The following is a 26,475-nucleotide window of genomic DNA, read 5'->3' as shown; positions in this document are numbered from 1 at the left end:
TTCCTCCTAAATCATATTTTTCAATTTGTAAACGTAAGCTAATACTTCAGCTACAGCTTGATATAAGTCTGGAGGAATGTACTCTCCAATTTCCACAGAACTATATAATGCCCTTGCCAAAGGCTTATTTTCAATAATGGGTACATCATGCTTTCCCGCCAGCTCTCTAATGTTTAATGCAATTAAATCTTGTCCCTTCGCCAATACAATAGGTGCGTTATCCTGTTCTTGATCATAGCGAACCGCTACTGCGTAGTGGGTAGGGTTGGTAATAATTACATCGGCCTTTGGTACATCCTGCATCATTCGCCTCATGGCCATCTGTCTTTGTCTTTCTTTTATTTTTGATTTGATTTGAGGATCTCCTTCGGTTTGTTTGTATTCTTCCTTAATTTCTTGCTTAGACATTTTTAATTCATTGTTGAACTCCCATTTCTGATAAAAATAATCTAGTACTGCTAAAATAATAAGAACGAGAGCCGCTCTAAATGCAACATTTATTGTGGCCTTCCCTAAAAAAGCAATAATACCGCTTATTTCCATATCCAAAATATTTACTACATTTTTTGACTGCTTTAATACATAACTAAACGTGACATAACCAACAACTGCTATTTTCATAATGGATTTCAAGAATTCTACAATTGATTTCTTCGAAAATATCTTCTTAAAACCATTGATTGGGTTAAGCCGATCCAATTTAAAACCCAGGGGCTTCGTAGTAAATAAGAATCCAACTTGCATATAGCTGCTCAATAATCCCACCACGAAGGCACATCCTAAAATAGGTACGACAACCTTGACAGTTTCCCAGATCATGACCATAAAAACCTTGTGAATTCCATTTACAGTAAAAATTGTTTCATCGTTTATTGTGAATGTATATATATTCTTCATATATAGTGCCAGGCTACTATAGATATATTTTCCTGCCAATTGAAGTGCAAGAAAAGTAAACAGCAATATCAGCGCTGAGTTTATTTCTTTGCTCTGTAGAACCTGGCCCTTTTCCCTTGCATCCTTTTTTCTTTTGGGTGTGGCTTCTTCAGTTTTTTCACCAGTGAAGAGCTGTAAATTTATATCAAAAAGATACATTTTATCATCCTTTTACTATGGCATGGAGAAAATCCCATAGGTGTTCGAACATCGTATCAAATATATATTCGAAAAACCCGATATACAGCGGAAAAACAACAAACAGGACAATAATACCCAGCAAAATCTTTATCGGCGCCCCTACGACAAACACATTCATTTGAGGCATCGTTCTCGCCAGAATTCCCAGCAGGACATTCGTTAAAAATATTGCTACAACAATCGGTGCCGAAAACTTGAACGCAATGATGAATATGGAGATAAATATGGAAATGAGCTTTTCAATCATCATTCCATTGATATTTAATTTTCCTAGAGGCACGATATCGAAGCTTTGTTTAAGAGCTTGTATTAATGTATGGTGGCCATTGACGGATAAAAAAACAAGTACAGCCATGGTAAAAATAAGATTTGCATTAAGGGTAATTTCATCATTTTCATCCATAGGATTCAATACGCTCGCCATAGAAAACCCGACTTCCATATCAATCATATGACCTGCAATATACACAACGCTGAAGAAAAGATAACAAATAAATCCGATCATCATCCCCAACAGCAGCTCTTTAGACCCAAGAAGCATCAACTCAAAAAAATTGTCAAGTTGTAGATTTGCTGGTACTTTCATAATAGGCAATAGAATGAAAGCAAGTATTAAAGAAAAGCCTAATTTTACATTGGTGGGTATATTATTCTGACTGAATATGGGGGCTGTTAGGAGCATGCCCACAATCCTTGCGAAAATTAAAATCAATATACCCATTTGATCTAATAACATTTCGATAATTTCCAAATTATCTCATCCTATCTACTGTACAAACTTATTCAAGTTTAAAAAAAGCTCCTGGGTATAGTCTACTGCAGTAGCCAATAACCAAGGCCCAAATACAATAACTGCCAGCAGTACAGCCAGAATTTTAGGCACGAAAGCAAGGGTAGCCTCTTGAATTTGTGTAGTTGCTTGAAAAATACTTACAGCAAGACCTACCACAAGTCCAAGTATTAACATGGGCGCTGACAAAATGATAACATTAAACATGGCCTGTTGAAACAACTCAATAATTAAACCTTCACTCATGATCTATGCACTCCTATTTAAACCCCATGATCAGGGACTTAATAACTAGATTCCAACCATCTACCATAATAAACAATAGTATTTTAAAGGGAAGTGAAATCATTACAGGCGGAAGCATCATCATCCCCATAGACATTAGCGTACTTGCAACAACCATATCTATAACAATAAAGGGGATAAACAAAACAAATCCAATTTGAAAGCCCGTTTTTAATTCACTGATAATAAAAGCAGGTATCAAAGCCTTTGTAGGTACATCTTCTAATTTGTTGGGCTTTGCACTTCCTGAAATATTAACAAATAAGGCTAGATCCTTTTCTCTGGTTTGCTTGAACATGAACTCCCTTACAGGTTCCATGGCCTTGCTTAAGGCTTCTTCTTGAGAAATTTCCTCTGCAAGATATGGCTGAATTGCGTCACTATTTATCTTAGCCCCTATAGGTGCCATGATAAAAAAGGTAAGAAATAGGGCCAAACCAATAAGCACCTGATTTGGCGGTGTAGTCTGAGTAGATATTGCTTTTCTCACAAAGGATAAAACAATAATAATTCGAGTAAAGCATGTCATCATCATTAAAATAGATGGTGCCAGCGCTAACACAGTAAGCATGAAGAGTATTTCAATACTATTAGCTACTTCTCGGGGAGAATTTGCCTCATCTAAGCTCAAACCAATTTTGGGGATTGGTAGATTTGGTTCAGCAGAAACAATAGAAAAAGAAAAGACAAAAACGAGTAGTATCAACAGCGTAATGATAGATATTCTTTTAGTTTTGTTAGATTTCATCATTTTCATCCTTATCTCTATGCTTATTAAGCTCTTCACTTCGGCTTTTCACCCGATTCAGCTTATTTAGCAAATGATCTTTATTGTTTACAAAACCAAATGGATTCATATCTTCAAATTGAGTTAAAGAATCCTCTTCATTGTTTTTATTCTTTTTCATGAATTTTTCCAGGTAGGTATCAAATACCTTATTAGAAATTCCAGTTCCGGTTTCATGCTGAAAGATTTTTATTTGTTCTCTTTCAAGTTTATCAATTAGTTGAAATGTATTTTTGCTTGCTGCTACTAGATAATAGCAATCGCCCACGTTGACTATATACATTGCTTTATCAATACCAAAATTCAATCTTTCAACAACTTTTAAATTTCTATTCCCAGCTATAACAGCGCCCTTCTTGGCAACGTATTTAGAAGTAAGGTATGCTGCAGCTATGATTAGGATAAACATAAAAATCAACGAAAACAACTGTCCAATCATACGCAAACCACTGGGATCTTTCGCTTCTATCACAGCATAAACAGGAATTTGCAGCATATGAAACATACTGAATATATCCCCTTTCTAGTTAACCCAGAACCTTTCTTACAGCTTCAATGACACGGTCAGCTTGAAAAGGTTTTACGATAAAGTCTCTTGCGCCAGCTTGAATTGCTTCTATAACCATTGCCTGTTGTCCCATTGCAGAACACATGATTACCTTTGCATTGGCATCGATTTTTTTAATTTCCTTTACTGCCTGGATTCCATCTACTTCAGGCATTGTAATATCCATAATCACAAGGTTCGGCTGAAGTTCTTTGTACTTTTCTATAGCTTTTGCACCATTCTCAGCTTCACCTACCACTTGTAATCCATTTTTCGTAAGAACATCCTTGATCATCATTCTCATAAACGCTGCATCATCAACTATTAAAATTCCTTTAGACATTTGTGTTCCTCCTTGTTATTTAATCTTGTTCAATTTTTTATCTTGATTTAAAATGTCAGTCACTCTGATGCCATAATTCTCATCAATAACAACAACTTCTCCTTTTGCAATGTGTTGTCCATTTACTAGAATATCCAAAGGTTCACCCACTAGTCGATCCAGTTCAATAACAGAACCAGGTGTTAAATCTAAAATTTCACTAATTCTTCTTGACGTTCTACCCAGTTCTACGGTTATTTCCAGCGGCACATCCCTAAGTAAAGCGATATGCTCCCTGTCATTTCTCGTTCTTGGTTCGTCAAAGGATTGGAATTGAATAGGCTGCACATTCACAGGCATTTGTCTATTTGGTATAGTAGCTGAACTTGGCATAGTACTATAATCCTCCATATAGTGTGGCTGACTATTTTGTGATGCATAATCCATCTGGTCAACATGGTACTCTGGTGCTTTTGCAGGTTTTCCTGGCGCTGTATGAATTGGAGCCATATTATGATTTTCAGCAGTTGCTTCTGCGTTACCCTCAAATAGATTGTTCACCAGAGTTTTCGCAAAATCAATAGGAATAATCTGCATAATCTCACTATCTATGAGACTACCAATCACCATTCTAAAGGCTACCTTTACAATTTTATCATCCGGTTGAAATAATTCCAAGCCTAAAGAATTGCTAGAAAAATTCACCGCAAAAGCCTTTGGTGGCGAAATATCAATTTTCTTATGGAATATTTCTGCTAAAGACGTAGACGCGGAACCAATCATTTGATTCATAGCTTCACTGATAGCGCTGAGATGAAGCTCAGTCAGATCACCTGTAAAGTTCGTTCCATCTCCACCCATCATAAGATCTGTAATGATCTTAACATCATCTTCCCTTAGTGCCAGCAAGTTCGTACCTTCGAGACCTTCTCGATATTTTACCTCCACAACAACAATTGGAATTGGATAGTTTTCCTGCAGCTCCCTAACCGACAATATGGATACTTTCGGTGTAGTGATTGTAACTTTTTGCCCTAATAGTGTAAATAATGTTGTCGCGGAAGTCCCCATGCTGATATTTCCTATTTCTCCAAGGGCATCCTTTTCATTTTCATCTAATGTCTTCTCGTCGCTTTTGATAGTATTCGATGTACCATTTAACAAAGCATCTATTTCTTCTTGAGATAGCATATCACCCATTTTAGATTTCCTCCTTTCGTTCAACACTTACAATTTGTATTGCCATTTTTTTCTTTTTTGTTCCTGGTTTTCCTCTGTACTTCAGTTCGTCTCCAACAAAAATTTTCATATCCTCATTGATCGTCGTATCAAGCTGGATTACATCTCCTACTTGAAGGTCTAAAAATTCATTCACCGTAATATAGGTTTTTCCAATCACAGCACGCACAGGAATGTATGCTTTGTTGATACGGCTTTCTATTATTTTCTGATCATCGGGTGTTGATTCTTTCGTGGTGCTATTAAACCAGTATTTTGTACTTAACTGAGACAATATTGGCTCAATCACAAGATGTGGAATACAAATATTAAGCATTCCTTCTACTTCTCCTATCTTAATATTCAATGTTATGAGTGCAATGGTTTCGTTAGGAGAAATCAGTTGTGCAAATTGCGAATTGGTCTCTACTTTTTCAAGCCTTGGTTCTAGATCCAAAACATTTTCCCATGGTTCATTTAGTAAACGAATCATCTGCTTTATTACTGATTTTAATAGCGTAATCTCAATCTCAGTAAAATTCCTATTCTCATCCATCGGCTTGCCGCTTCCACCCAAGATGCGATCAATAAGCGTAAACGCAATATCCGGCGTAATATCGAAAATAATTTGGCCAGACAAAGGCGAAAAATCTACGATGCCTAAAACTGCAGGATTTGAAATAGAATTACTGAATTCATGGTAGGTCAATTGCTCTACCGTAAAGACATCTACATTTACCAAACATCTTAATGACCCTGACAAATAGGTATTTAATAATCTTGAGAAATTCTCGTGAATAACCTGAAGCGTACGTAATTGATCCTTCGCAAATTTATCAGGTCGTCGAAAATCATATTTTTTAATTTTCTTTTCTTTCGTATCCTCTTGGATCTCCTGAACGTCTACCTCTCCTGTACTCAATGCCTGGAGCAGGGCGTCTATTTCACTCTGTGACAATACATCGGACAATTACGTCACCCCCTCTTATTGGACAATAAACTCGACAAAGTAAACATTTGTAATCTTGTCAGAGTCTACAATTTGTTTCACCGCTTTTAAAACCTCTGTTCTCAATGCCTGTTGTCCTTTTTCACCAGCCAGGCTGCTTTCGTCCTTACTTCTTAAAACTTCAAGGATGCTGTTTGTGATCTTAGACTTATTGGGTTCCAGTTTTCCCTGAATCTTTTCGTCCAGCGTTTCAATCACTACATTGGCTTTTAATATTTTTCTGCTATCTTTTACATTGGAGTAAAGCTCTCCTATCGGATAACTAAATGTCTTTACTTCCTTTACTGTTTTTTCAGGTGTTTTATAAACTGCAAAATAGAAAACACCACCGAAAATAATTGCTGTTACTAGAAAACCTACGATACTAAATAACATTACTTTTTTTACAGTCATATCGCTACGCCCCTTTTGAAATTCTAATAATATGGTTCTGATTTCACAAAGTCCGACCGTAGAATCACAATGTCTACTCTACGATTTTTCCCTTTATTTCCGTCGGTATCATTGGGTGCAATAGGATGGTACTGACTATATCCTGATGCCGATAACCGGTCCGGCTGTAAACCAGCTTGTTCAATTAGAAACCTTACAACGTTGGATGCCCTCGCCACTGATAATTCCCAGTTGGTAGGATATTTTCTTATGTTGATGATCGGGTCAGAATCAGTATGACCTTCTATTCTTATATATTTCTCTTTAAACTCCTCTTGCTTCAGTAGATCAGATAAGAAGACCAACGTTTCATTGGCGTTCCCTTTTAGATCCGCTTTTCCTGAATCGAACAGTACATTGTCCTTAAATCTTAAAAGTAATCCCCTTGGTTCCAAATCCACCAAAATCTCATTTTGGAAGCCATTTTGTTCTAGGTACTTTTCAATAATTTCCTGTAACTTTTTGAAGTCCTCTAACTCCTGCAATTCCTTCGTTGTTTGTTCCTCATTTAATGCCTCATTTACGAAAGGTGTTTCATTTATCGTTTGTCCGCCTTTTAAAACACCGAGAGAACCTTGGACAGACTGCATGATTGCTTCAAACTTTTTGGCATCGATTGTTGAAAAGGCAAACAATAGTACGAAAAAACATAGTAATAAGGTAACTAAATCACCATATGTAGTCATCCACGCTGGAGAACCATTCTGGGATTCTTCCTGACCTTTTTTTCTAGCCATTATGTCTCAGCACCTTCCCCTTTTCCATTTTGAAGGCTTTTTCTGGTTGTTGGTGGCAAGAATGCCTTTAATTTCTCCTCAATAATTCTTGGATTTTCTCCAGCCTGTATGGACAAAAGACCTTCAACCATGATCTCTTTGATCAATATTTCCTCACCACTGCGAACCTTTAATTTGGCAGCTATTGGGATAAAGATTAGGTTTGCCAATACTGACCCATAGAAGGTTGTGATTAAGGCTACAGCCATACTCGGTCCAATGGACTTCGGATCATCCAGCTTTTGCAGCATCTGTACCAATCCTATAAGCGTACCAATCATACCAAAGGCTGGCGCAAGACTCCCCATCATTTCAAACAATCCCCTTCCTGAACCATGCCTTGACTCAAGAAAGGCCAACTCTGTCTCCAGAATGTTTCTAACCAATTCAGGATCTGTACCATCTACGATCAACATGACACCTTTTTGAAGAAAATCATCATCCAAGTTTTCTGATGCCTCTTCCAGCGCTAGCAATCCTTCTCTTCTTGCTGTATTGGCCAGATCGATTATTTTGTTAATCGTATCCCCAGGCTCCAATTCCTTGGAAGAGAATGCTTTTTTCAACACTGGAATAGCCAGCTTCATCTTACTGAGTGGAAATGCTACCAGCGTACCTGCCACTGTACCTCCAAGAACAATAACCACAGAAGGCCCATCCCAGAAGGATGAAATCGGTCCACCCAGCATAATTCCCATTAGCATAAAACCAAAACCTAGTAATATTCCAATTAATGTTGCTAAATCCAATAGCTACACCTCATTTCCTGAAATGCTTTTTATGATTACTTCTTTGGTGAAAATTTTTTGTTTATATTCAATTGCACGTTGTACAATTTCTTCTACGTTTTCCTTCACAACAACTTTCTTCCCTGTAGTGAGGGTAATTACCGTATCAGGCGTGGCCTCAATGAACTCAATCAGTTCACTGTTGACGATATAGCTTTCTCCGCTTAATCGAGATACTTTGATCATCTTATCACCTTTTTAGTAGGGAATTATAATCCCAAAATTGGGATTATAATTCCTAATTTATTGATTATCTCTTCAAGTTTACTAACTCTTCTAACATCTGGTCTGTTGTAGTGATGACCCTGGAATTGGCCTGGAAACCTCTTTGAGTTGTAATCATATAGGTAAATTCCCTGGATAAGTCCACATTGGACATTTCAAGAGTCCCAGGATTTAACGAAGCAAACCCAGCCTCTCCTGGCTTACCAATGATAGGGTCTCCTGAGTTGGCTGTATTGATAAACATATTTGAATCTGTCTTCTGCAAACCAGCTGGGTTCTTAAAGTTTGCAATGGCGATTCTCCCCAATGGTGTTTTCACTCCATTACTGAATATACCAGAAATCGTTCCATCGGCACCTATGGTGTATCCATCCAAGGTACCAGCTTTATAGCCATCATCTTTCTCAGCAGATGCATTGGAATCCGAAGCATAGGAGGTTAAATCATTATAATTTACGTTAAATATAACAGCTCCCGCACCATTTGTAACTGCTCCATCTATTGTTAATTCTAATGGACCGCCTGACTCCCATATGCCGTCTTCAAAACTTATGACCTCAGTAGCAGGATTAGTTGTTGCCCCATCCTTAAAACTTGTCATTGTTCCATCTTTTCCCTCATAAAAAGAGACTACTGTGAATTCATTTTCGTTTGTTTTGATAAATGCTTGTCTGATAGTATGGGTTCCGCCTAGCTTATCATTTACTTCAAAAGTATATTCCCTGGCTATGCAATCTGCATAATCGGGATTGGTTTCATATTTCCCATCGGCAGTTTTAATATAAACTGCATCTCTATCAGTTGGATCCTCCGATATAAGATTTGCAGGAGCTGGGTCAAGTAACTTCGTTTCACTATCTAGATTTCCTGAAGCTGTCGCTTTTGTCGTGATCTGGGCTGGGACTGTGGCTGCTTGATTGATTTTCAATCCTTCTAGACTCGTCTTGTAAACAGGTTTGCCTCCATAAGAGCTTTCCTCAACCGGATATCCCAGTACCCTATAGCCTTCGGTTGTAACTAAATTTCCTGCAGCATCAATTTTGAAGTTCCCGGCTCTTGTATAGCTTCTGTTTGCAAAATTTGAATCGTTTGATACAATAAAAAATCCATTATCTCCATTGATCATTAAGTCTGCTGCTACACCTGTGGCCTCAGCAGCACCCCTCGTGAAGATGGTATCAATGGATGCTACATTGGCACCCAGTCCGATTTGCTGGGGATTTGAACCCCCTCTATCATCCTGGGGAGCGGATGCTCCTCTGATGGTTTGGCTAAAAACCTCCTGGAAGGTTACTCTTCCAGATTTAAATCCTACGGTATTTACATTGGCAATATTGTTACCGATTACATCCATTTTCGTCTGATGTGCACTTAAACCCGACACAGCAGAATACATTGATCGCATCATTTTTACATGACCTCCTTCAATTTGGTGCCTATGATTCCCTCTGTCATTTAGGAATCATCCTAGCTTCCTTTATAAGGTCCAGCTATACGATGACAGCACCGTCAATATTGGTAAATACACTTTCCTTTAACTGCTCGTCCAGAGCAGCCGTGATAATAGTTTTGTTATGGACACTTGCCACAAAAGCCTTGTTGTCCATTAAAATCAGTGTTTCTCGGATTCCTTTTTGACTCGCCTTCTTTAGACCATCATGAATTCGATCGATTTCATGGTTGTCCAAATGTATATTCCTAGCCTCAAGCCTCTGCAATGCATGTTTTGAAAATTTTACGTCCTGATGGTTGATGATTGTATCTAATACTTGAGCAAAGGGCTTTTTCTCAACAGCTTCGTAGGAAGGCGGCTTGGTATTGCCTACGCTAGGATTAATGGGCCTTGTATTCTGAATCCAAATCTTATTCATTCCCATTCCTCCTTCGCCTTACTATGTATTATTCTGTTTTTATTCCATATGCCTCAATGGCCTTACTGAGTTTTACCAACTCATCAATGATCTTCTGATTGCTCTCAAGAATCTTTTCATTATGCTCTTTTGCCTGCTGTACCTGAACGGTAGTAAGGTCATACATCAAATCCATAGATTCTTCCATCGTACTGTCTAAATTTTGTACTGCTTCCAAAGTACTGAACTGGGCCATCTGGGCAATAAATTCCTTGTCCTCTACTGGATTCAATGGATCCTGATGACTTAACTGGGTCACCAAAAGCTTTAAAAAAGCATCCTTATCCATGGATGAACCAGTGGTGCTTGTCGTGTTATAAGTTGACGTATTCTGGCCAATCTTACCGATTATCTCATCTGCCATTTTTATACCTCCTTATGCAAAAAAGTCAATTTTTGATGTGCTTAAAGATCTTGAATGATTCGCTGCCACTTCCTCTACAGATCCGCCAAAGATGCCTTCATCATAACCATTGTTGCCCTTACTTGCCTTTCGTTTAAACGTCATGAAGTTTTGTTGATTTTGATAATTTGGATCATTGCCAACAAAAACGCTCAACTCTTGAACTGCAAGACCTTTCTCCTGTAAGGCATCCTTCAACGTATTGAAGTTTGATTCGATAACTTCTTTCACCATTTGACTTTCAGCTACGAATCGAGCTACCACAATGCCCCTTTCGATGGAGATCTTCATATCCAGTTTCCCTAGGTTTTCAGGTTTCAACTGCAATGTCATTTCGGAGCCTTCGTCTCCTACATTGATTTGAATCTTATTGGCTACTTGTTCAATGATATTGTTGGCCTTCACTTGCTGCATGATAGGCAAATCAACTTTCACTGTTTCCACAGGGCTATCCTGCTGCACTTGAACAGGCTGCGCATCAGTATGCTGCACATTTACAAGAACTTTTGCACTGTGGAGACTTTCCTGTTTTCCCAGGCTGTCATGATTCAATTCTTCACCATCACTGTTTGACGATTTTTCTTCCGTTGAATTTACCTTCGTCAGATGCACTGCAGGTTCTTCTTGTTTCAATTCACTGACATGTTGATCTAATGAATCATCTGTTTGACTAGCATCCACAAGGTCATTCCGAGAATTTGCAACGATTCCCTTTGCTGCAGTATTCAATTGATCAATGTGCTGTTGTAATACGCCGTCCAGCTTCTCCAAAACGGAACCCATTTCAATGGATTTTTCATTCCCTTCACTTCCATTTAAGAGATCATCCAATGCAGTGAGGGAACTAGATACAGCGTCAGTAAGTTGATTTAGATCAACAGTCTGTTCAACTTGAGTCAGATTTCCTTGACTGAACTTTTCTATTTGTGCTAGTAAGTCACCAAGCTGAACACGAATGTCCTTCATCATGGCGTTCATACTATCGTTATCTAGATCGCCTGTACCTTCAAGAAGCATGTTAATCTGCTCCATCATTTTTTCCATCGACTGAATCATAGCAAGTAGGTCCGGATTCATATCCTGATCATTAGCTTGTTGCTCGTCGACACTGGATTCATCCTCAACTGGAGTCTGAATTTTACTGTTTTCGGATGAACTAGCTGCTGTTTTGTTCAAGTTTTTGTCCTGAACAGCGTTTTGCTTTTGATATTTGGCAGCCTGCTCTGACTTTGTTCCTTGAAGCTTGCTCTCAAAAACCTTATCAAACTCACCTTGATGGGTATTGCTGTCACTCTGAACTTTTTTAATGCTGCGAGTGCCTTGCATCATTGCTGATAGTGCATTCAAATTTATCTGCGCCACTTTTTTCACCTCCTTTCATGTAGTATATTTATATTTTTTCTTTCGGTAATGCCAATGATTTTGAGATTTCGGATGCTAAATCGGCATCAAGGCCGGCTAATACTTGAGCCGTCACCTTTTCAGATAATTTTCTTAGCACCTCTATGGCAAGATCCTTATCTGTAATGTTGAAACTTTCGCCATTTTCAAAGGAATACTTGCTGACTCCGTTGTTATTTTTATACAGCTTTGAAATCAAATCCGCAATTTGCTGCGGCTCCATTTTTTTATAAACATTCACAAGATCAGAAATTTTACGATTATACTCTTCGAACATTTTTGTTGCCTTTATGAGATCTGAAGTAACCAAATCATTTCCTTCTCGAACAATTTCATCCTCTTTGATCTTGTTCAATAGATTTAATTTAAAATCTTTATCTTCTACCCGAGAAAGAATTTGAGCGCCTTGCAATATGCTCATATTTCTATAAAGTACGGAAAGCTCTTCCAGTTTATATTTTTTTACTTGTCCCAAATCATTGATTAGCTTTTCAGGTAATTCTGTATTATAGATCTGGGCACTACTTACAAGGCTTCTTTCCTTATCCTTCATCTGCGCTACGATCTCTTGCAACTTTTTTCCTTTTTCTAAGGAATCAAAGTTAGAAAGGATTTTGAGGGCCATCTCCTCATCTAAGTTATTTAACACACTGACCGCAATCTTTTCATTCATCTGTTCAATTATCAAGCCCATATCCCGAAAAGAAACCGCTCCATCCATAAGTACTCTGTTGATCTCTTGTACCAAACTGGCAGCAGAAAGTGTTTCATAATACTTCGCTTGTTCTGACAGGCTAAGTTTTTTCTCGCTATTAATCTGTTCAATGGTTGATGTAAGAATATCCTTTTTAATGGAATTATCTCGTATCAACTCTAAGATTGGTTCCGTTTTCTTTGCATTTTTTTCAGACATGATCTTAATCAGATCTGAGAATAAGGCATTGTCTTCTTTTTTTATCAAGATCAATTTATCTGCGGCCCTTGAAGTATCCAGATCTAATAGATAATTGGCTACATTTCTCTTTTGGGCCTCCCTTTCATCTCTAGTAGGAAAACTCTGAAAGTACTTTCCTATAGCACCAGGCGCATTGCCCAAATGTCCGTTAGCGATATACTTAAAATTCTCATTTGTAAAATACAGGATACTCAATACGCTAATGGGAACAAATGTAAAAACAAGGATGACGATGATGACGATTTTTCCTATGCTTAGGCCTTGGTTCTCGTTTTCAAGTGGTTTCGATTTTGCCATTTTTTCCCCCTAAATACTTTTAAAATTTTTAAAGGTAACCAATTGGTCTACGAATTTTTCTTCTTCTTTTTTTTCATTATAAGTAAAATCGTCAAAACCAATTTCTTTTAATTTTTCAAATGTTTTTCGTTCCTGAGAAGCCTTTACCAAGCTTGTTCGAATTTCATCCACATCCCGATGACACCTTTCTATCACTTGCGTCTGGTAGGATATTTTCTTATCTAAACTTCTAACGTAAATATCCCATATGCGAATCACCGATAGATCCGTTCCTTCTATCATTTTTGTATGAATCATACCATTGTAAGTTTCTTTGGTCTTTTCGTATGCTACAAGCCTTTGTTTCTCATCCTCTAATCTTTTGAGAGCCGTAGTTAATTTGCCTTGAATCAGTTCCTCATATTTTTCCTTTACGCCCAAAAGATTTTGGTATTTAAAATTGAATTTATTCATCGGCTACACCCCTAAACCATTAGTTCTGCCAACAGCTGCTGAGCATCTTCATAATCAAACTTATCGTGGGTATTCTGTTTCAGATAGTTGTTTAGTTTATCGATCATCGCAACAGCATGATCGATTTCTTTGTTGCTTCCTTTTACATAGGCACCAATGTTGATTAAATCTTCAGCTTCCTTATAGACAGCCAATAGATTTTTAAATTGATTCGCCATAGCCTTGTGCTGATCTCCTACAATGTTAGGCATTACCCTGCTTACACTAGCCAAGATATCTATGGCGGGATAATGGTTCTTGTTTGCTAGTTTTCTCGACAATACAATGTGTCCATCCAGTATACCCCTTACTGCATCCGTGATTGGCTCATTCAAGTCATCACCATCCACGAGCACTGTATACAGTCCAGTGATTGAACCCTTATCTGAATTTCCTGAACGCTCAAGCAATTTAGGAAGGGCTGCAAAAACAGATGGTGTGTATCCTCTAGTGACAGGTGGTTCTCCAACAGCCAGTCCAACTTCTCTCTGGGCCATTGAGAATCTTGTCAACGAGTCCATTAGAAGCATTACATTTTTCCCCTTGTCTCGAAAATACTCTGCAATGGCTGTTGCCAGCAAAGCACCTTTCATTCTAACCAACGCAGGCTGGTCTGATGTCGCTACGACCAAAACAGATCGGCGAAGTCCTTCTTCTTGAAGATCGTTTTCAATAAATTCCCGGACCTCCCTACCTCGTTCTCCTATTAACGCAATGACGTTCACATCTGCCATGGTATTTCTTGCGATCATTCCAAGTAAAGTACTTTTCCCAACACCACTACCTGCGAAAATTCCTATCCTTTGCCCTATTCCACAAGTTAGCAATCCATCAATCGCTTTTACTCCCAAAGACAAGACATCATTGATCTTTTTACGTCTTAACGGATCGGGTGGCTGATTGTTAATGGGATACTTTCTATTTAATGCAATATTGTTTTTTCCATCCATGGGATTTCCCAGGCCATCTAATACCCTTCCCAGAAGTTCGTCTCCAACATTGACGTACAATGCATCGCCAGTGGCTACAACCCTACTTCCCGGTCCAATTCCATCCATCTCTCCCAGGGGCATTAAAAGCACTTTACTATCTTTGAATCCCACAACCTCAGCTTTAATGCACTGATTCCCTTTTAAGGGATATATAAAGCATAGTTCTCCTAACTTAACTGCGGGTCCATTGGACTCTATTGTCAGCCCAATCACCTGAGACACTCTTCCTATATACTTAATAAGATTCGCATTTTCAATAGCTGATCGATATTTATTTAAGTTTAATGCTTCCAAGCTATCACTCACTTTCCAGCAGTTCTAGAAAAATATCCTTGATGTATTGCAGCTGAGTTTCTACGCTTGAATCCACACTTCCAGAGATTGTATCGATAACACAACTCCCTTTGTTCAACGATGCATCCTGCTTAATTTCCAAGTCGCTTATATTCTCTGCAAGGCATAGTATCTTGTCTTTAGATGCCATAGCAAAACCATAATCCTCTGGGCTAACGCGAATAACGAGGTGATCCGTATATGTGCATTTATCCAATCCTAGCTTCACTAGCCCCATGATGACGTCTTCACAATCTTGTACTTTCATGTTTAATATATTTTCAACAATCTGGATAATTAAAGCATTTACATCTTTTTCAATTTCCTTCGTCATGGACACTTTCTGTGATTGAATATGCTCTTTGATCTGTAGTGCCTCTTGAATAATCGCATCAGCTGAGCGCTTGCCTTCATCATATCCAACTTCTTTTCCTTCAACATAACCTTCCTGTCTTGCTTTTTCCAATACACTCATTGCCTCTTGTTGGGCTCTCTGAACAATTTCGTCAGCTTCTCTTTTTGCCTCTGCTAGTTGATCATTGATCTGAAGCTCTGCTTCCTTTAGCTTTTCTTCATACAAGGCTTCCACATCAATTACTTGTTCGTCTTTTGTTTCTTCCTCTTTTGTTTCTTCCATTTCTATATCAGTAGACGGAATTACTGTACATACATGAATCTCTTTTATTTCTCCAATGTTCACGTAGGATGATTTGAAAATCCTAGACAATTATTTCATCTCCCCCACCGCGTGAAATGATAATTTCACCTGCTTCTTCTAGCTTACGGATAATATTAACAATTTTCTGCTGTGCTTCCTCCACATCTCGCAGACGGACAGGACCCATAAAGTCCATATCCTCTTTGATCATTTCCGCCATTCGCTTAGACATATTGCTGAATATGATTTCTTTTACTTCTTCTGTGGCACCCTTCAATGCAACTGCCAGCTCATTATTCTCAACTTCCCGTATAAATCTTTGAATGGAAGTGTTATCAAGGGTAACAATATCTTCAAATACAAACATACGTTTCTTGATTTCTTCAGCTAGCTCAACATCTTGAATTTCAAGGGTTTCCATAATAAATTTCTCAGTACCTCGATCAACAGCATTTAAAATATCTACGATAGATTGAATACCACCAGCAGTTGTATAATCTTGAGTCACCATAGCTGATAGTTTTCTTTCTAAAACTGATTCAATTTCTTTTATGATCTCTGGCGATGTTCTATCCATGGTTGCGATCCGCTGAGCTACTTCAGCTTGTTTTGCCTGAGGAAGAGCAGATAAAATTTGTCCTGCCTGTAATGGATTTAAATATGCCAGAATTAAAGATATTGTTTGAGCATGTTCATTCTGGATAAAGTTTAATAATTGTCCTGCATCAGCTTTTCTCACAAAATCAAATGGCCTTACTTGTAAAGAAGCAGTTAACTTATTAACGATGTCAAATGCTTTTTGAGAACCTAGCGCCTTTTCTAGAATCTCCTTAGCATAATTAATACCACCCTCAGAAATGTAATCCTGAGCTAAGCATATCTGATAAAACTCCTCTAGCACCCTTTCTTTTTCTTCTGGAGAAATCTTTCGCATATTTGCAATCTCCAGCGTCAATTCTTCAATTTCTTCTTCTTGAAGATGTTTGAATATTTTCGCTGATTTATCAGGTCCTAAAGCAATTAACAATATTGCCGCCTTTTCTTTTCCAGTGATTCCTGCTTTACGAGCCATAAATTACACTCCTACTCTTCATTTAGCCATGTTTTTAACAGCTGTGCTACAGCGTCAGGCTTCTTGTCTACAAATTTCTCAATTTCTTTCTTATATCCAGATTTTTCGCTGCCTTCTAAATCAATTTCGTCGATTACTTCTTCCACTGTCAATGGTTGATTTTGCAACAAGTCATTTACTTCATTCTTTCTTTGTCTCACGCGATATACTGCATATCCAGCGCCACCCACGAGGAATGCCAATAATATTCCAATAGCCCAAAGTGGGATATTGCCAAATAGTCCAGTATTTCCTTTTTGCGCATTAGCGTTTTCAAACTGCTTGCTAAGGGTATTATCAAAATCTCTCGCCATTACTTCAACCACTTTTGTATCTAAGCCGGCTGAAGCAGAGACTAAATTGATAATCTCTTGTTTATCTTCTTCTGTCAACTCCTGATTCACTAAAGCTCCTTGGTTTACTAAAACAGCTACTGTAATGTCTTTGATTTGTCCCTGAGCTTTAACAATCTTCTTGTTTAATTCATTTATTTCATAATTTATAGTCTGATTGGCTTTATCATATTTAGACGCTTCATTGCTGCCTTCAACATACTGAGTAATATCTTCTGAGTTCGTATCAGTTCCTGGTGCCCCACCAGCTTGTCCATTTATAACCTGCTCTTTCAACTCATTCATGCTACGAATAATACCATTGGTTTCCCCTTCAATAGGTGGTGAAAATTCTTTAATATCCGTTACTTCACTATCAAAGTCCAGCTTGACATTCACCATTACAGCTACATTTCCCGGACCATAGACTGTAGATAAAAACTCTTCGATACTATTTTTCAAGTCATTTTGCACTTGTTGTTGTAATCCCATCTGCGTTGTTGCATCGAAGTTCTCGCTATCCTTTTTATTCAACAACCTACCTAGATTATCAACTACTGAAATATTATCTGGTGCCAATCCTTTTACTGCATTTGATACCAACATAACTACCCCATCAATTTGTTCTTTTGAAAGTTCTTTACCTTTGTCCAAATTGACAAATACTGACGCTTTAGACTGCTGGGGATCAATTAAAAATTTTGTATCATCTGGTACGGATAAATTTACAATTGCATTTTTCACGCCATCGATTTCTTCGATTGTTTGTGCTAAAGAATTCTGTTGTGCTATAATAAAACGCTTTGTTCGTTCGTCATTTGTCATCGTTAAACTGCTAGTGCTCATCATATCTTCATATGAAAAACCTTCTTTTGGAAACCCTTCAATGGCCAAACTCATTTTTGCCTTATCGTAGTATTCCTTCGGTACCAAAAGGGTTGTTTTACCATTTTCACTTCCATCTGCATTCTTCCAAGGTATTTTCAGTTCATCAAGTTTCTTGGTCATCTCCCCGGCATCTGAGGTCGTCAGATTGTTATACAAAGGAGTGTATTCAGGTCTTGATGTAAAAAAGACCATCAATGAGATTGCAGTAATCACTAGTAATCCGCTAACACCAATTTTAATTTTTTGGGATTTATTCAAAGATTGATAAAATTCATTTAATTGCTGCTTCATTTGCTGTATTGTGTCCCCCATTAATCCACCTCATTTCATCATCATACAAATTCTGTTATAGCGGAAGCCTCATTATCTCTTTATAAGCTTCCATGATTTTGTTCTTAACTTCCATCGTGAACTGTAGGGCAATTTCAGCCTTTTGTGCAGCAATCATCACTTCATGAATATTCTCCGTTTCACCAATTGCAAGCATTTCGTCAGCTTGCTGAGACTGGAGTTCCAATTCATTTACCTTTCCGATCTCATCCTTTAAAAACCCCCCAAAGTCAATTTGTGGTTTATTCTCTTTTACTTGAAGATCGTTATTTCCTATACTCAAAACATTATTTATTTTCATTTAAAACCCTCCTTGACTTTAGCGACCAATCTCTAGTGCCTTCATGGCCATGCTCTTTGCAGAATTAATGCAGGTGACATTTGCCTCATAGGCCCTTGTGGATGAAATCATATTGATCATTTCAGCTACAATCTCTACATTGGGCATTTGTACATAACCATCCTTGTCCGCATCGGGATGACCTGGATCATAAACTCTCTTGAATGGTGACTTATCTTCCTTTACAGCTGTAACTTCAACCCCATTTCCCCCAACAATCCCGTTTTTTGCTGCGTCTAAGTGTTGCTGAAATGTCAAATTCGTTGATGCTTCTTTAAAAATAGGAACTTGTCTTCTATAGGGAGTACCACTACTTGTACGAGTGGTGTTGGCGTTGGCGATATTTTTGGATATGATATCCATCCTCAATCTTTCAGCCGTAAGACCTGTAGCACTGACATCAATTGCTTTAAACATACTCATTACCTACTACCTCCCATCCTTAACGATACTCTTTAGTTTGTTGAGTTTTCCAGTAACCCTTTGGGTCATCATATTATACCGAATAGTGTTTTTTGCTAGACTGGCCATTTCAACATCAATGTTTACGTTATTGCCATCCCGCCTGTACTTACTATTAAAATCTTTGCTTATACTGGGCTCAATATGATCAATATCAACAGCGCCAATCGGCATATGCTTTTCATGAGTCATTTTCCCTTCAATCCCTATGTTCAGAAGGCTATCCTTTAGTATGGACTCAAACTCTACACTTTCGCGCTTATAGCCTGGCGTGTTGACATTTGCAATATTGTTAGATATCGTCTCATTTCTTAACCATGATGCATTTAAAGACTTTTCAAGGGTCTTTATATTTCCAAAGGATTTATTTAGCATTAATGTGAACGCCTCCTATAATAAAATCTATAATATACGAAATTTCGACATTATTTATGTACTATAATTCAACAAGATTTTTCATTTTCCTTCTTTTTCCCAATATAATAATACAACAAATCTCACTAAAAAGCTGCAAAATTATGCGTTTTTTCGTCAAATAGTGCCTAAGGCCTTGCAAGTTTACATAATTATTTTATATTATACTATATTGCTGTGTAAAAAGATATTACCTCATTAGATTTTGAGGCAATTTAACACAACTGTAATTTTAAAATATTGAATTTTTATAAAAAAAAGCAACCTATTGATTTGGTTGCTTTTCGCAGGATATTATTATTCATATTTATCTTTTTAGCTTTTTCAATTCATCCGTTAACTTATCGTTTAAAATCTTGATGTGTGTACCCTTCATTCCTAAAGATCTGGATTCAATTACTCCAGCACTTTCAAACTTTCTTAATGCATTTACAATTACAGATCTCGTAATTCCCACTCTATCAGCAATTTTACTAGCTACTAATAGTCCCTCATTCCCTTCAAGCTCATCAAATATATGCTCTACAGCTTCTAACTCGGAGTATGAGAGGGTTCCAATCGCCATTTGTACAACAGCCTTTCTTCTTGCTTCTTCCTCTATTTCCTCACTTTTCGCACGAAGAATTTCCATGCCTACCACTGTAGCGCTATACTCAGCCAATACTAAATCTTCATCATTAAAGCTTTTCTCATGTCGTGCTAATATTACAGTTCCTAATCTTTGACCGCTCCCGTTGACAGGCACAATCGTAACAAGCTTATTATAGCTTTCTACATCATACTTGAAAATCTCAAGCAATGAGTCTCCCGTAATATTATATTGCGTCTCTACAATCTTAAGTAGTTCTTCATTGTATTCATCAGGAAATTTGTCTTCTCCAGTTTCAGGATCTGTAATGATTGGACAATCTGAAGCATCTGCAAGACTTACACCAAGTACTTTTCCTTTCTTGCTTGCAACATAAACATTGGCATCAAGTATCTCACTCAGTGTTTTACACATCTCGGAAAATGATACTGGCGCCTTGCCTGTTTGCTGTAGGATTTTATTCAGTCGTCTTGTTTTTTCTAATAATGTACTAGCCATTTTTCTCCTCCTTCGCTTTATTAACCATGATATAGATCTATTCGAATCATGAATAGAGAAATAACCTCCACCTAACACTCGCTCTGACAGTTTTATCAAAATCTAATCCCGTGATGACGCTTGCCAATTCAAAACAAACATCAGCAATCAATAGATCAACTACTGTAAGAATGGTTTTGAATTAATAGCGAAATATCACAGTCTTTCATCATATTCATATCTTTTTCAGTAGGCTGGATTTTTATTCCTTCAGATTCTTTTAGCAGGTCTTACATATAATATCAGAGCTTTTTTAAATCCAATTAACTATATTTAGAAAGGTTCCTCATAAGCATTATTCATCTGATCCTTCGCTTTATAACAAACATAATGATATACATATTGTTTTAAGATGAAAGACATATTTCGAGAAACTAAGAGAATGTTAGCACATTTTGTCATAATTTGCAAGATAAAAAAGTTAAAATTTTCATAATAGATTGACAAACACTATTCCTCTTCGCCTTGACGCTTATATTTACACTCCTTGCTTGAACACTGAATTATAGTTCCTTTTTTTGTTTTCTTTTCAACAAGAAGCGTTCCACACTCTGGACACTTTTCATCGATCGGTTTACTCCATGTAACAAAATTACATTTAGGAAAGTTTATACACCCATAAAACAATCGACCTTTTTTTGATCTTCTTTCGACAATTTCCCCTTGGCAGTGAGGACAAGGAACACCAATTTTATGCACAAAAGGTCTTGTATGTTCACATTCAGGATATCCTGAACAAGCGAGGAATTTTCCAAATTTACCATATTTCACAACCATGTGCTTTCCACATTCTTCACAAATTTCATCGGTGGCTTCCTCAACCAACTCAATTTTTTCAATTTCTTCCTCTGCGTGTTTAAGCACAACACTGAAAGGCTTATAAAAATCGTCAATTACCCTAATCCAGTCTAATCTTCCTGCTTCAACTTCGTCAAGTTTTATTTCTAGTTCAGCTGTGAAGTCTTGATCAACGACATCGCTAAAATACTCTTCCAGCAATTCAGTAACAATAAGTCCAAGTTCTGTAGGTTTTAACGCTTTGTTCTCCTTTTCAACATATCCACGACTTAGGATGGTTGTAATAATTGGTGCATAGGTACTAGGTCTTCCAATACCTTTCTCTTCCAATTCTTTTACCAAAGTAGCTTCTGTAAACCTAGGTGGTGGTTGTGTAAAATGCTGTTTAGGATCGAGGCTATCATGTACTAGCTTATCATTTAACTCAACTTCTGGAATTTCTGTATCGGAAACCGTAGCATAGGTATATACCCTCAGAAAACCATCAAAAACTAATTTAGACCCTGAAGCCTTGAAGATATATCCATTATTCGCTATATCCACCGCATATGTATCATAAAGAGCATTTTTCATTTGACTCGCCACAAATCGCTCCCAAATTAACTTATACAGCTTATACTGATCGTTCGTAAGGGATTCTTTTATATGATCAGGAGTTCTCTCAATATCCGTTGGCCTGATCGCTTCATGGGCATCTTGTGCTTCCTTTTTGGTTTTATATTGTTTCTCTTCTTCTGGGAGATATTTTTCAGAAAAAGTATTAACGATATATTGACGACCTTTTTCTTTTGCCTCATCAGATATTCTGGTAGAATCTGTTCTTATGTAGGTAACAAGCCCTACGGATCCCTCAGCTTTCAACTCAATCCCCTCATAAAGCTGCTGGGCTACGATCATTGTCTTTTTCGTCGTAAATCCCAATCGATTGGCCGCTTCTTGTTGCAAACTGCTGGTAGTAAAGGGTGGATAAGGATTTCTTTTCTTCTCTCTTCTCTTAACATCGGAAACAACATATTCGCTTTTATTCAGCCTTGCCAAAATTCCCTCTACTTCATCTTTCGAATGAATCTCAATCTTCTCTTGATCCGATCCGTAAAATTTGGCCTCTATTACTTCTTTTGAATTCTTTTTTCTAAGATATGCAGCTATACTCCAATACTCTTGTGGTATAAATTCACTGATTTCTTTTTCTCTATCACATATGAGCTTTGTCGCAACAGATTGCACTCGGCCAGCACTCAGCCCTTTACGTACCTTTCTCCATAAGAGAGGGCTTATACTATAGCCTACTAGACGGTCTAGTACTCTTCTGGCTTGCTGCGCATCTACAAGACTCTTATTGATCTTTCTCGGCTTTTTCACAGCGTTCTTGATCGCTGTTTCGGTTATCTCATTGAACTCAATTCTGCATTTGTCATTCTCTTCAATGGATAAAATATGTGCCAGATGCCATGATATCGCTTCCCCTTCTCTATCAGGGTCGGTTGCCAATAGTATTTTCTTTGCTTTTTTAGCCTCTTTCTTCAATTCCTGTATAACGGGCCCTTTTCCTCTTATTGTAATATAATTAGGCTCATATTCATGTTCAACATCAATACCCATTTTACTTTTAGGAAGATCTCTCACATGTCCAACGGAGGCTGTTATTTTATAATTTTTGCCTAAGAATTTTCCTATTGTTTTTGCTTTCGCAGGAGACTCTACGATTACTAGGGATTTTGCCACTTTTTCACCTCCATATAATAAAACAATAGTTATTATATCAAAAACCTATTGTTATTTCAAAACACTTCGTCTTGTTTATCTTGCTATCAATATTTTTCCCGGTAAAAGTTCTACTAAACCTTTTAATTGCAAAATAGTAACAATACTGTTTATATTATCAATACTTTGCTTCGTTTTCAAGGATAAAATTTCCATATGGACAGGTTGGCATTCCTTAACTGTGTGGTATATCTCCATTTCATGAGTACTTAGCTCTATCATTTGCTGATCTATAGCCTTCACTTCCTCCATTCCTAATTCTTCAAGGATATCTTCTACGCAAGTTACAATCTTGGCTCCATCTTTAATAAGCTGATTTGTACCCCTACTTAGGCTACTATTGATATTTCCAGGTACAGCAAAAACCTCTCGCCCTTGTTCCAAAGCAAATTCTGCAGTAATCAAAGACCCGCTCTTTTCGTTTGCTTCAATAACAACAATACCTTTTGCCATTCCACTAATAATACGATTACGTGGCGGAAAATGATTGGGTAAAGGTGGAGTGCCTATGGCATATTCAGAGACTACAGCACCATTTTTTTGTATTTCCTTCATGAGTGAATAATTTGATTTTGGATAGCAAATATCTACACCACATCCTAATACAGCAATGGTTCTGCCACCATTATCTAAGGCTCCCCTATGGGCAGCTGTATCAATACCATATGCCATGCCACTTACAACTGTAATACCTCTTTTCGCCAAATCTCCAGCCAATTTATATGCCGCCCACTTCCCATAAGGTGTTGCCTTCCTAGCACCAACAATAGCTACAGCAGTTTCATCATCTGTATGGATACTTCCAATTTTATAAAGCAAGTATGGTGGATCATAAATATTTCTGAGATTGCATGGAAATTCCATATCGTTTCTTGATAATATATCTATACCTAGTTTTTCTATAATTATTCTCTGCGCTTCAATTCTTTCTTCATCTCTATTTTGTAATATGTTATGAATTATGTTTTCATTTATTCCATCACTTCTCAACAATTCGCTGGCAGATGCAAAAAAAACATTTCGTGCGCTCCCAAATCGGCGAATGAGTGCTTCAATCGTTTTTAAACCTACACCATTTACATAATTTAACCAAGCAAGATAGTATTTTTCCTCCATTATTTATCACCCTTACCATCATGGATTCCAATATTTTCTGTCTAGATTTCTATATTGAATGGCCTCAGCTATATGTGTCACTTGGATTTTCTCACTACCACTTAAATCTGCAATTGTCCTACTTAATTTAACGATTCTATTGTAGGCCCTTGCACTAAGTCCAAGCTTATTAAATGCTGTCTCTAAAAGCTCCTTCTCAGCGCTTCCCATTTTACAATACTTCTTTATTAGCTTGGGCTTCAGCTGGGAATTAAAAAGTATACCATCTTTTTCATATCGCTCAAGCTGAATTTTACGGGCTTCATTTACGCTTTGTTTCAGTTCTAAGCTGCTCCTCGTTCCCTGTTGAATCTGCAATTCACTGTATTTCACTGGAAATACCTCTATATGCATGTCAATACGATCTAAAAGAGGACCAGAAATTTTAGATAAATATTTTTTAATTTGAGGTGGCGTGCAGCTACACGGATGGACGCTATCGCCGTAATAGCCGCAAGGGCAAGGATTCATGCTGGCTACTAGAATGAATTTAGAGGGATACGTAAGTGTTCCATTTACCCTAGATATAGTTACAATTTCATCCTCAATAGGCTGCCGCAGCACTTCCAATACATTCCTTTGAAATTCAGGAAGTTCATCTAAAAAAAGGACTCCATAATGAGCAAGGGAAACTTCCCCGGGCTTAGGCATTCTTCCTCCGCCAATCAAGGCAATGCTAGAAATAGTATGATGGGGGGATCTGAAAGGTCTTTTTGTTATCAGAGAAGAATAGTTTGTTAGCAGCCCAGCAATACTATGTATTTTTGTAACTTCAATAGCTTCCTCATAGGTCATATCTGGAAGAATACTTGGAAATCTTCTTGCAAGCATTGTTTTCCCTGATCCCGGTGGACCTATCATCAATATGTTATGTCCACCAGCTGCTGCAATCTGAAAAGCCCGCTTTATGCCCTCCTGTCCTACAACATCACTAAAATCATCTATTCCCTCCGATGCATCCTGCCTTTCTACGACTGGTTTTCTCTGTGCTGGAACAGCAGTTATTTCCTCATTAAAGAATTGGACAATTTCATATAAGTTTGAAAAAGAATATATTTCAATATCCTTTATGATTGCTCCTTCCTCTGCATTTTCCTCTGGTAGTATAATCTTATTGAATCCATTATTTCTCAACGCAATGACCAATGGCAACACACCTGTGACTCTATTGATCTTTCCATTAAGAGATAACTCACCAATGAATGCATATTCCTTCATTTTATCATTTTTAATAATCCCTGCAGCATCTAACACGCCTAAAGCCATCGGTAAATCTAAATGAGTCCCTTCTTTTTTCGTGTTGGCTGGTGCTAGGTTAATCGTTATCCTTTTCATGGGAAATTCAAAACCTGAATTCTTGATGGCTGCTCGAATTCTTTCCTTCGATTCTTTTACAGCGGTGTCAGGTAGGCCCACAATATTTAGTGCTGGAAGACCATTTGATATGTCTACCTCAACCTCTATGGTACTTCCATCAAGTCCATTCAGTGTACAGCTAAATATTTTTGATAGCATTTTTTCTTCCACCTCAATACAATTGGAAATCTTTTCATATTCTATAGTTCAATCCCTTTTTCCATTATCCTTCTTTTTTTCTAAATTTTCGATAAATTCTTCATTGTCTCCTTTATTGTAAAATAAAAGTGCATAATTGGATGACTCAAAATACATAGCATCATAATTGATTTTATGTTGTGAAGCAGTTAATTTCTCACGCTTAATCATCGATGGAAGATTTTCTTTAAACTCTTCAACTGTCATTTCATATTGTAAATTTTCAATAGATCTAACGAAAATTCCCATTTCGTATCCCAAACTGCCGTGTTTAGGACAGAAGTCGTAGATTTATGCAGTATACTAGGTTCCTCGGAAACTCTAATCATCACATGAATTTTGATTTTTCTTTATATAGAATAAAATTGCTGGTAGCTTTTAAACAAGAACACCCCTCCTATAAAGGATTTCCATTGCTGTTTGGAAATTCTTTATGTTTTTTCA

General features: G+C 37.4%; 30 protein-coding genes. All 30 read right to left on the bottom strand.

The features are described from left to right. Positions 1–6: 6 nt before the first annotated feature. Complete coding sequence (flhB, locus tag HNQ80_RS12640) at positions 7–1,095, bottom strand: flagellar biosynthesis protein FlhB (protein WP_184311027.1); 1,089 nt, start codon at positions 1,093–1,095, stop codon at positions 7–9. A 4-nt stretch (positions 1,096–1,099) separates the two neighbouring features. Further along, complete coding sequence (gene fliR / locus HNQ80_RS12635) at positions 1,100–1,888, bottom strand: flagellar biosynthetic protein FliR (protein ID WP_184311026.1); 789 nt, start codon at positions 1,886–1,888, stop codon at positions 1,100–1,102. Positions 1,889–1,903: 15 nt separating this feature from the next. Further along, positions 1,904–2,173 (bottom strand): flagellar biosynthesis protein FliQ, encoded by a 270-nt coding sequence (fliQ, locus tag HNQ80_RS12630; RefSeq protein WP_184311025.1) that lies wholly within the window; start codon positions 2,171–2,173, stop codon positions 1,904–1,906. Positions 2,174–2,186: 13 nt separating this feature from the next. After that, the gene (fliP, locus tag HNQ80_RS12625) at positions 2,187–2,963 is read right to left on the bottom strand and encodes a flagellar type III secretion system pore protein FliP (protein ID WP_334297388.1); all 777 of its coding nucleotides are present in this window, start codon (positions 2,961–2,963) and stop codon (positions 2,187–2,189) included. Continuing rightward, positions 2,950–3,504, bottom strand: coding sequence for a FliO/MopB family protein (locus HNQ80_RS12620; RefSeq protein WP_184311023.1), 555 nt, complete (start codon positions 3,502–3,504; stop codon positions 2,950–2,952). Before HNQ80_RS12620 ends, fliP begins: the two co-directional genes overlap by 14 nt. 22 nt (positions 3,505–3,526) lie before the next feature. Next, the gene (locus tag HNQ80_RS12615; protein ID WP_184311022.1) at positions 3,527–3,889 is read right to left on the bottom strand and encodes a response regulator; all 363 of its coding nucleotides are present in this window, start codon (positions 3,887–3,889) and stop codon (positions 3,527–3,529) included. Between the two features lie 15 nt (positions 3,890–3,904). Then, positions 3,905–5,068, bottom strand: coding sequence for a flagellar motor switch phosphatase FliY (gene fliY, locus HNQ80_RS12610; RefSeq protein WP_184311021.1), 1,164 nt, complete (start codon positions 5,066–5,068; stop codon positions 3,905–3,907). A 1-nt stretch (position 5,069) separates the two neighbouring features. Continuing rightward, a complete protein-coding gene (gene fliM / locus HNQ80_RS12605; RefSeq protein WP_184311020.1) occupies positions 5,070–6,056 on the bottom strand; it encodes a flagellar motor switch protein FliM in 987 nt (328 codons plus the stop codon). 15 nt (positions 6,057–6,071) lie between these two features. Further along, on the bottom strand, positions 6,072–6,488 hold the full coding sequence (locus HNQ80_RS12600; RefSeq protein WP_184311019.1) for a flagellar basal body-associated FliL family protein: 417 nt from the start codon (positions 6,486–6,488) through the stop codon (positions 6,072–6,074). A 23-nt stretch (positions 6,489–6,511) separates the two neighbouring features. Next, positions 6,512–7,264, bottom strand: a complete 753-nt coding sequence (locus tag HNQ80_RS12595; RefSeq protein WP_184311018.1) for an OmpA/MotB family protein — start codon at positions 7,262–7,264, stop codon at positions 6,512–6,514. Then, a complete protein-coding gene (locus HNQ80_RS12590) occupies positions 7,264–8,052 on the bottom strand; it encodes a motility protein A (RefSeq protein WP_184311017.1) in 789 nt (262 codons plus the stop codon). The genes HNQ80_RS12595 and HNQ80_RS12590 overlap by 1 nt, the downstream gene beginning before the upstream one ends. 3 nt (positions 8,053–8,055) lie before the next feature. Further along, the gene (locus tag HNQ80_RS12585) at positions 8,056–8,277 is read right to left on the bottom strand and encodes a flagellar FlbD family protein (protein WP_184311016.1); all 222 of its coding nucleotides are present in this window, start codon (positions 8,275–8,277) and stop codon (positions 8,056–8,058) included. 64 nt (positions 8,278–8,341) lie between these two features. Next, the gene (locus HNQ80_RS12580) at positions 8,342–9,724 is read right to left on the bottom strand and encodes a flagellar hook protein FlgE (protein ID WP_184311015.1); all 1,383 of its coding nucleotides are present in this window, start codon (positions 9,722–9,724) and stop codon (positions 8,342–8,344) included. Between the two features lie 82 nt (positions 9,725–9,806). Next, complete coding sequence (locus tag HNQ80_RS12575) at positions 9,807–10,187, bottom strand: TIGR02530 family flagellar biosynthesis protein (protein WP_184311014.1); 381 nt, start codon at positions 10,185–10,187, stop codon at positions 9,807–9,809. A 28-nt stretch (positions 10,188–10,215) separates the two neighbouring features. After that, complete coding sequence (locus tag HNQ80_RS12570; RefSeq protein WP_184311013.1) at positions 10,216–10,590, bottom strand: flagellar hook assembly protein FlgD; 375 nt, start codon at positions 10,588–10,590, stop codon at positions 10,216–10,218. A 12-nt stretch (positions 10,591–10,602) separates the two neighbouring features. Continuing rightward, the gene (locus HNQ80_RS26480) at positions 10,603–11,991 is read right to left on the bottom strand and encodes a flagellar hook-length control protein FliK (protein ID WP_184311012.1); all 1,389 of its coding nucleotides are present in this window, start codon (positions 11,989–11,991) and stop codon (positions 10,603–10,605) included. Positions 11,992–12,019: 28 nt separating this feature from the next. Beyond that, positions 12,020–13,282 carry a coiled-coil domain-containing protein gene (locus HNQ80_RS12560; protein ID WP_184311011.1) on the bottom strand — a complete coding sequence of 421 codons (1,263 nt, stop codon included), beginning with the start codon at positions 13,280–13,282 and terminating at the stop codon, positions 12,020–12,022. Positions 13,283–13,291: 9 nt separating this feature from the next. After that, the gene (fliJ, locus tag HNQ80_RS12555; RefSeq protein WP_184311010.1) at positions 13,292–13,735 is read right to left on the bottom strand and encodes a flagellar export protein FliJ; all 444 of its coding nucleotides are present in this window, start codon (positions 13,733–13,735) and stop codon (positions 13,292–13,294) included. Between the two features lie 11 nt (positions 13,736–13,746). After that, complete coding sequence (gene fliI / locus HNQ80_RS12550; protein ID WP_184311009.1) at positions 13,747–15,072, bottom strand: flagellar protein export ATPase FliI; 1,326 nt, start codon at positions 15,070–15,072, stop codon at positions 13,747–13,749. Next, positions 15,065–15,826, bottom strand: coding sequence for a FliH/SctL family protein (locus HNQ80_RS12545; RefSeq protein ID WP_184311008.1), 762 nt, complete (start codon positions 15,824–15,826; stop codon positions 15,065–15,067). Before HNQ80_RS12545 ends, fliI begins: the two co-directional genes overlap by 8 nt. After that, complete coding sequence (gene fliG, locus HNQ80_RS12540; RefSeq protein WP_184311007.1) at positions 15,819–16,829, bottom strand: flagellar motor switch protein FliG; 1,011 nt, start codon at positions 16,827–16,829, stop codon at positions 15,819–15,821. The genes HNQ80_RS12545 and fliG overlap by 8 nt, the downstream gene beginning before the upstream one ends. A gap of 11 nt (positions 16,830–16,840) precedes the next feature. After that, positions 16,841–18,400 carry a flagellar basal-body MS-ring/collar protein FliF gene (gene fliF, locus HNQ80_RS12535; RefSeq protein ID WP_184311006.1) on the bottom strand — a complete coding sequence of 520 codons (1,560 nt, stop codon included), beginning with the start codon at positions 18,398–18,400 and terminating at the stop codon, positions 16,841–16,843. 34 nt (positions 18,401–18,434) lie between these two features. Continuing rightward, positions 18,435–18,719: a flagellar hook-basal body complex protein FliE gene (fliE, locus tag HNQ80_RS12530; protein ID WP_184311005.1), complete on the bottom strand. Its 285-nt coding sequence runs from the start codon at positions 18,717–18,719 to the stop codon at positions 18,435–18,437. 18 nt (positions 18,720–18,737) lie between these two features. After that, the gene (flgC, locus tag HNQ80_RS12525) at positions 18,738–19,181 is read right to left on the bottom strand and encodes a flagellar basal body rod protein FlgC (RefSeq protein ID WP_184311004.1); all 444 of its coding nucleotides are present in this window, start codon (positions 19,179–19,181) and stop codon (positions 18,738–18,740) included. A 6-nt stretch (positions 19,182–19,187) separates the two neighbouring features. After that, complete coding sequence (gene flgB, locus HNQ80_RS12520; protein WP_184311003.1) at positions 19,188–19,595, bottom strand: flagellar basal body rod protein FlgB; 408 nt, start codon at positions 19,593–19,595, stop codon at positions 19,188–19,190. 346 nt (positions 19,596–19,941) lie between these two features. After that, entirely contained in the window at positions 19,942–20,721 is a 780-nt protein-coding gene (codY, locus tag HNQ80_RS12515; protein ID WP_184311002.1) for a GTP-sensing pleiotropic transcriptional regulator CodY, read from the bottom strand. Between the two features lie 489 nt (positions 20,722–21,210). After that, positions 21,211–23,283, bottom strand: a complete 2,073-nt coding sequence (topA, locus tag HNQ80_RS12510; RefSeq protein ID WP_184311001.1) for a type I DNA topoisomerase — start codon at positions 23,281–23,283, stop codon at positions 21,211–21,213. Between the two features lie 75 nt (positions 23,284–23,358). After that, on the bottom strand, positions 23,359–24,438 hold the full coding sequence (gene dprA, locus HNQ80_RS12505) for a DNA-processing protein DprA (RefSeq protein ID WP_207726996.1): 1,080 nt from the start codon (positions 24,436–24,438) through the stop codon (positions 23,359–23,361). Positions 24,439–24,456: 18 nt separating this feature from the next. Continuing rightward, complete coding sequence (locus HNQ80_RS12500) at positions 24,457–25,992, bottom strand: YifB family Mg chelatase-like AAA ATPase (RefSeq protein ID WP_184311000.1); 1,536 nt, start codon at positions 25,990–25,992, stop codon at positions 24,457–24,459. Between the two features lie 48 nt (positions 25,993–26,040). Continuing rightward, positions 26,041–26,280 carry a hypothetical protein gene (locus HNQ80_RS12495; RefSeq protein ID WP_184310999.1) on the bottom strand — a complete coding sequence of 80 codons (240 nt, stop codon included), beginning with the start codon at positions 26,278–26,280 and terminating at the stop codon, positions 26,041–26,043. Between the last annotated feature and the right edge of the window lie 195 nt (positions 26,281–26,475).

The sequence above is a fragment of the Anaerosolibacter carboniphilus genome (genome assembly GCF_014205875.1).
Classification (GTDB): Bacteria; Bacillota; Clostridia; order Peptostreptococcales; family Thermotaleaceae; genus Anaerosolibacter; species Anaerosolibacter carboniphilus.
The sequence above is the reverse complement of the archived record's forward strand: the minus strand, read 5'-3'. Positions and strand labels throughout refer to the sequence as shown.

Bases quoted from the DNA above. Each gene is read 5' to 3' on its own strand.
- flhB (WP_184311027.1), bottom strand. From the start codon at position 1,095: ATGTATCTTTTTGATATAAATTTACAGCTCTTCACTGGTGAAAAAACT.
- fliQ (WP_184311025.1), bottom strand. From the start codon at position 2,173: ATGAGTGAAGGTTTAATTATTGAGTTGTTTCAACAGGCCATGTTTAAT.
- fliP (WP_334297388.1), bottom strand. From the start codon at position 2,963: ATGATGAAATCTAACAAAACTAAAAGAATATCTATCATTACGCTGTTG.
- HNQ80_RS12620 (WP_184311023.1), bottom strand. From the start codon at position 3,504: ATGTTTCATATGCTGCAAATTCCTGTTTATGCTGTGATAGAAGCGAAA.
- HNQ80_RS12615 (WP_184311022.1), bottom strand. From the start codon at position 3,889: ATGTCTAAAGGAATTTTAATAGTTGATGATGCAGCGTTTATGAGAATG.
- fliY (WP_184311021.1), bottom strand. From the start codon at position 5,068: ATGGGTGATATGCTATCTCAAGAAGAAATAGATGCTTTGTTAAATGGT.
- HNQ80_RS12600 (WP_184311019.1), bottom strand. From the start codon at position 6,488: ATGACTGTAAAAAAAGTAATGTTATTTAGTATCGTAGGTTTTCTAGTA.
- HNQ80_RS12595 (WP_184311018.1), bottom strand. From the start codon at position 7,264: ATGGCTAGAAAAAAAGGTCAGGAAGAATCCCAGAATGGTTCTCCAGCG.
- HNQ80_RS12585 (WP_184311016.1), bottom strand. From the start codon at position 8,277: ATGATCAAAGTATCTCGATTAAGCGGAGAAAGCTATATCGTCAACAGT.
- HNQ80_RS12580 (WP_184311015.1), bottom strand. From the start codon at position 9,724: ATGATGCGATCAATGTATTCTGCTGTGTCGGGTTTAAGTGCACATCAG.
- HNQ80_RS12575 (WP_184311014.1), bottom strand. From the start codon at position 10,187: ATGAATAAGATTTGGATTCAGAATACAAGGCCCATTAATCCTAGCGTA.
- HNQ80_RS12570 (WP_184311013.1), bottom strand. From the start codon at position 10,590: ATGGCAGATGAGATAATCGGTAAGATTGGCCAGAATACGTCAACTTAT.
- HNQ80_RS12560 (WP_184311011.1), bottom strand. From the start codon at position 13,282: ATGGCAAAATCGAAACCACTTGAAAACGAGAACCAAGGCCTAAGCATA.
- fliJ (WP_184311010.1), bottom strand. From the start codon at position 13,735: ATGAATAAATTCAATTTTAAATACCAAAATCTTTTGGGCGTAAAGGAA.
- fliG (WP_184311007.1), bottom strand. From the start codon at position 16,829: ATGGCTCGTAAAGCAGGAATCACTGGAAAAGAAAAGGCGGCAATATTG.
- fliF (WP_184311006.1), bottom strand. From the start codon at position 18,400: ATGGGGGACACAATACAGCAAATGAAGCAGCAATTAAATGAATTTTAT.
- fliE (WP_184311005.1), bottom strand. From the start codon at position 18,719: ATGAAAATAAATAATGTTTTGAGTATAGGAAATAACGATCTTCAAGTA.
- flgC (WP_184311004.1), bottom strand. From the start codon at position 19,181: ATGAGTATGTTTAAAGCAATTGATGTCAGTGCTACAGGTCTTACGGCT.
- flgB (WP_184311003.1), bottom strand. From the start codon at position 19,595: ATGCTAAATAAATCCTTTGGAAATATAAAGACCCTTGAAAAGTCTTTA.
- codY (WP_184311002.1), bottom strand. From the start codon at position 20,721: ATGGCTAGTACATTATTAGAAAAAACAAGACGACTGAATAAAATCCTA.
- dprA (WP_207726996.1), bottom strand. From the start codon at position 24,438: ATGGAGGAAAAATACTATCTTGCTTGGTTAAATTATGTAAATGGTGTA.
- HNQ80_RS12500 (WP_184311000.1), bottom strand. From the start codon at position 25,992: ATGCTATCAAAAATATTTAGCTGTACACTGAATGGACTTGATGGAAGT.
- HNQ80_RS12495 (WP_184310999.1), bottom strand. From the start codon at position 26,280: ATGGGAATTTTCGTTAGATCTATTGAAAATTTACAATATGAAATGACA.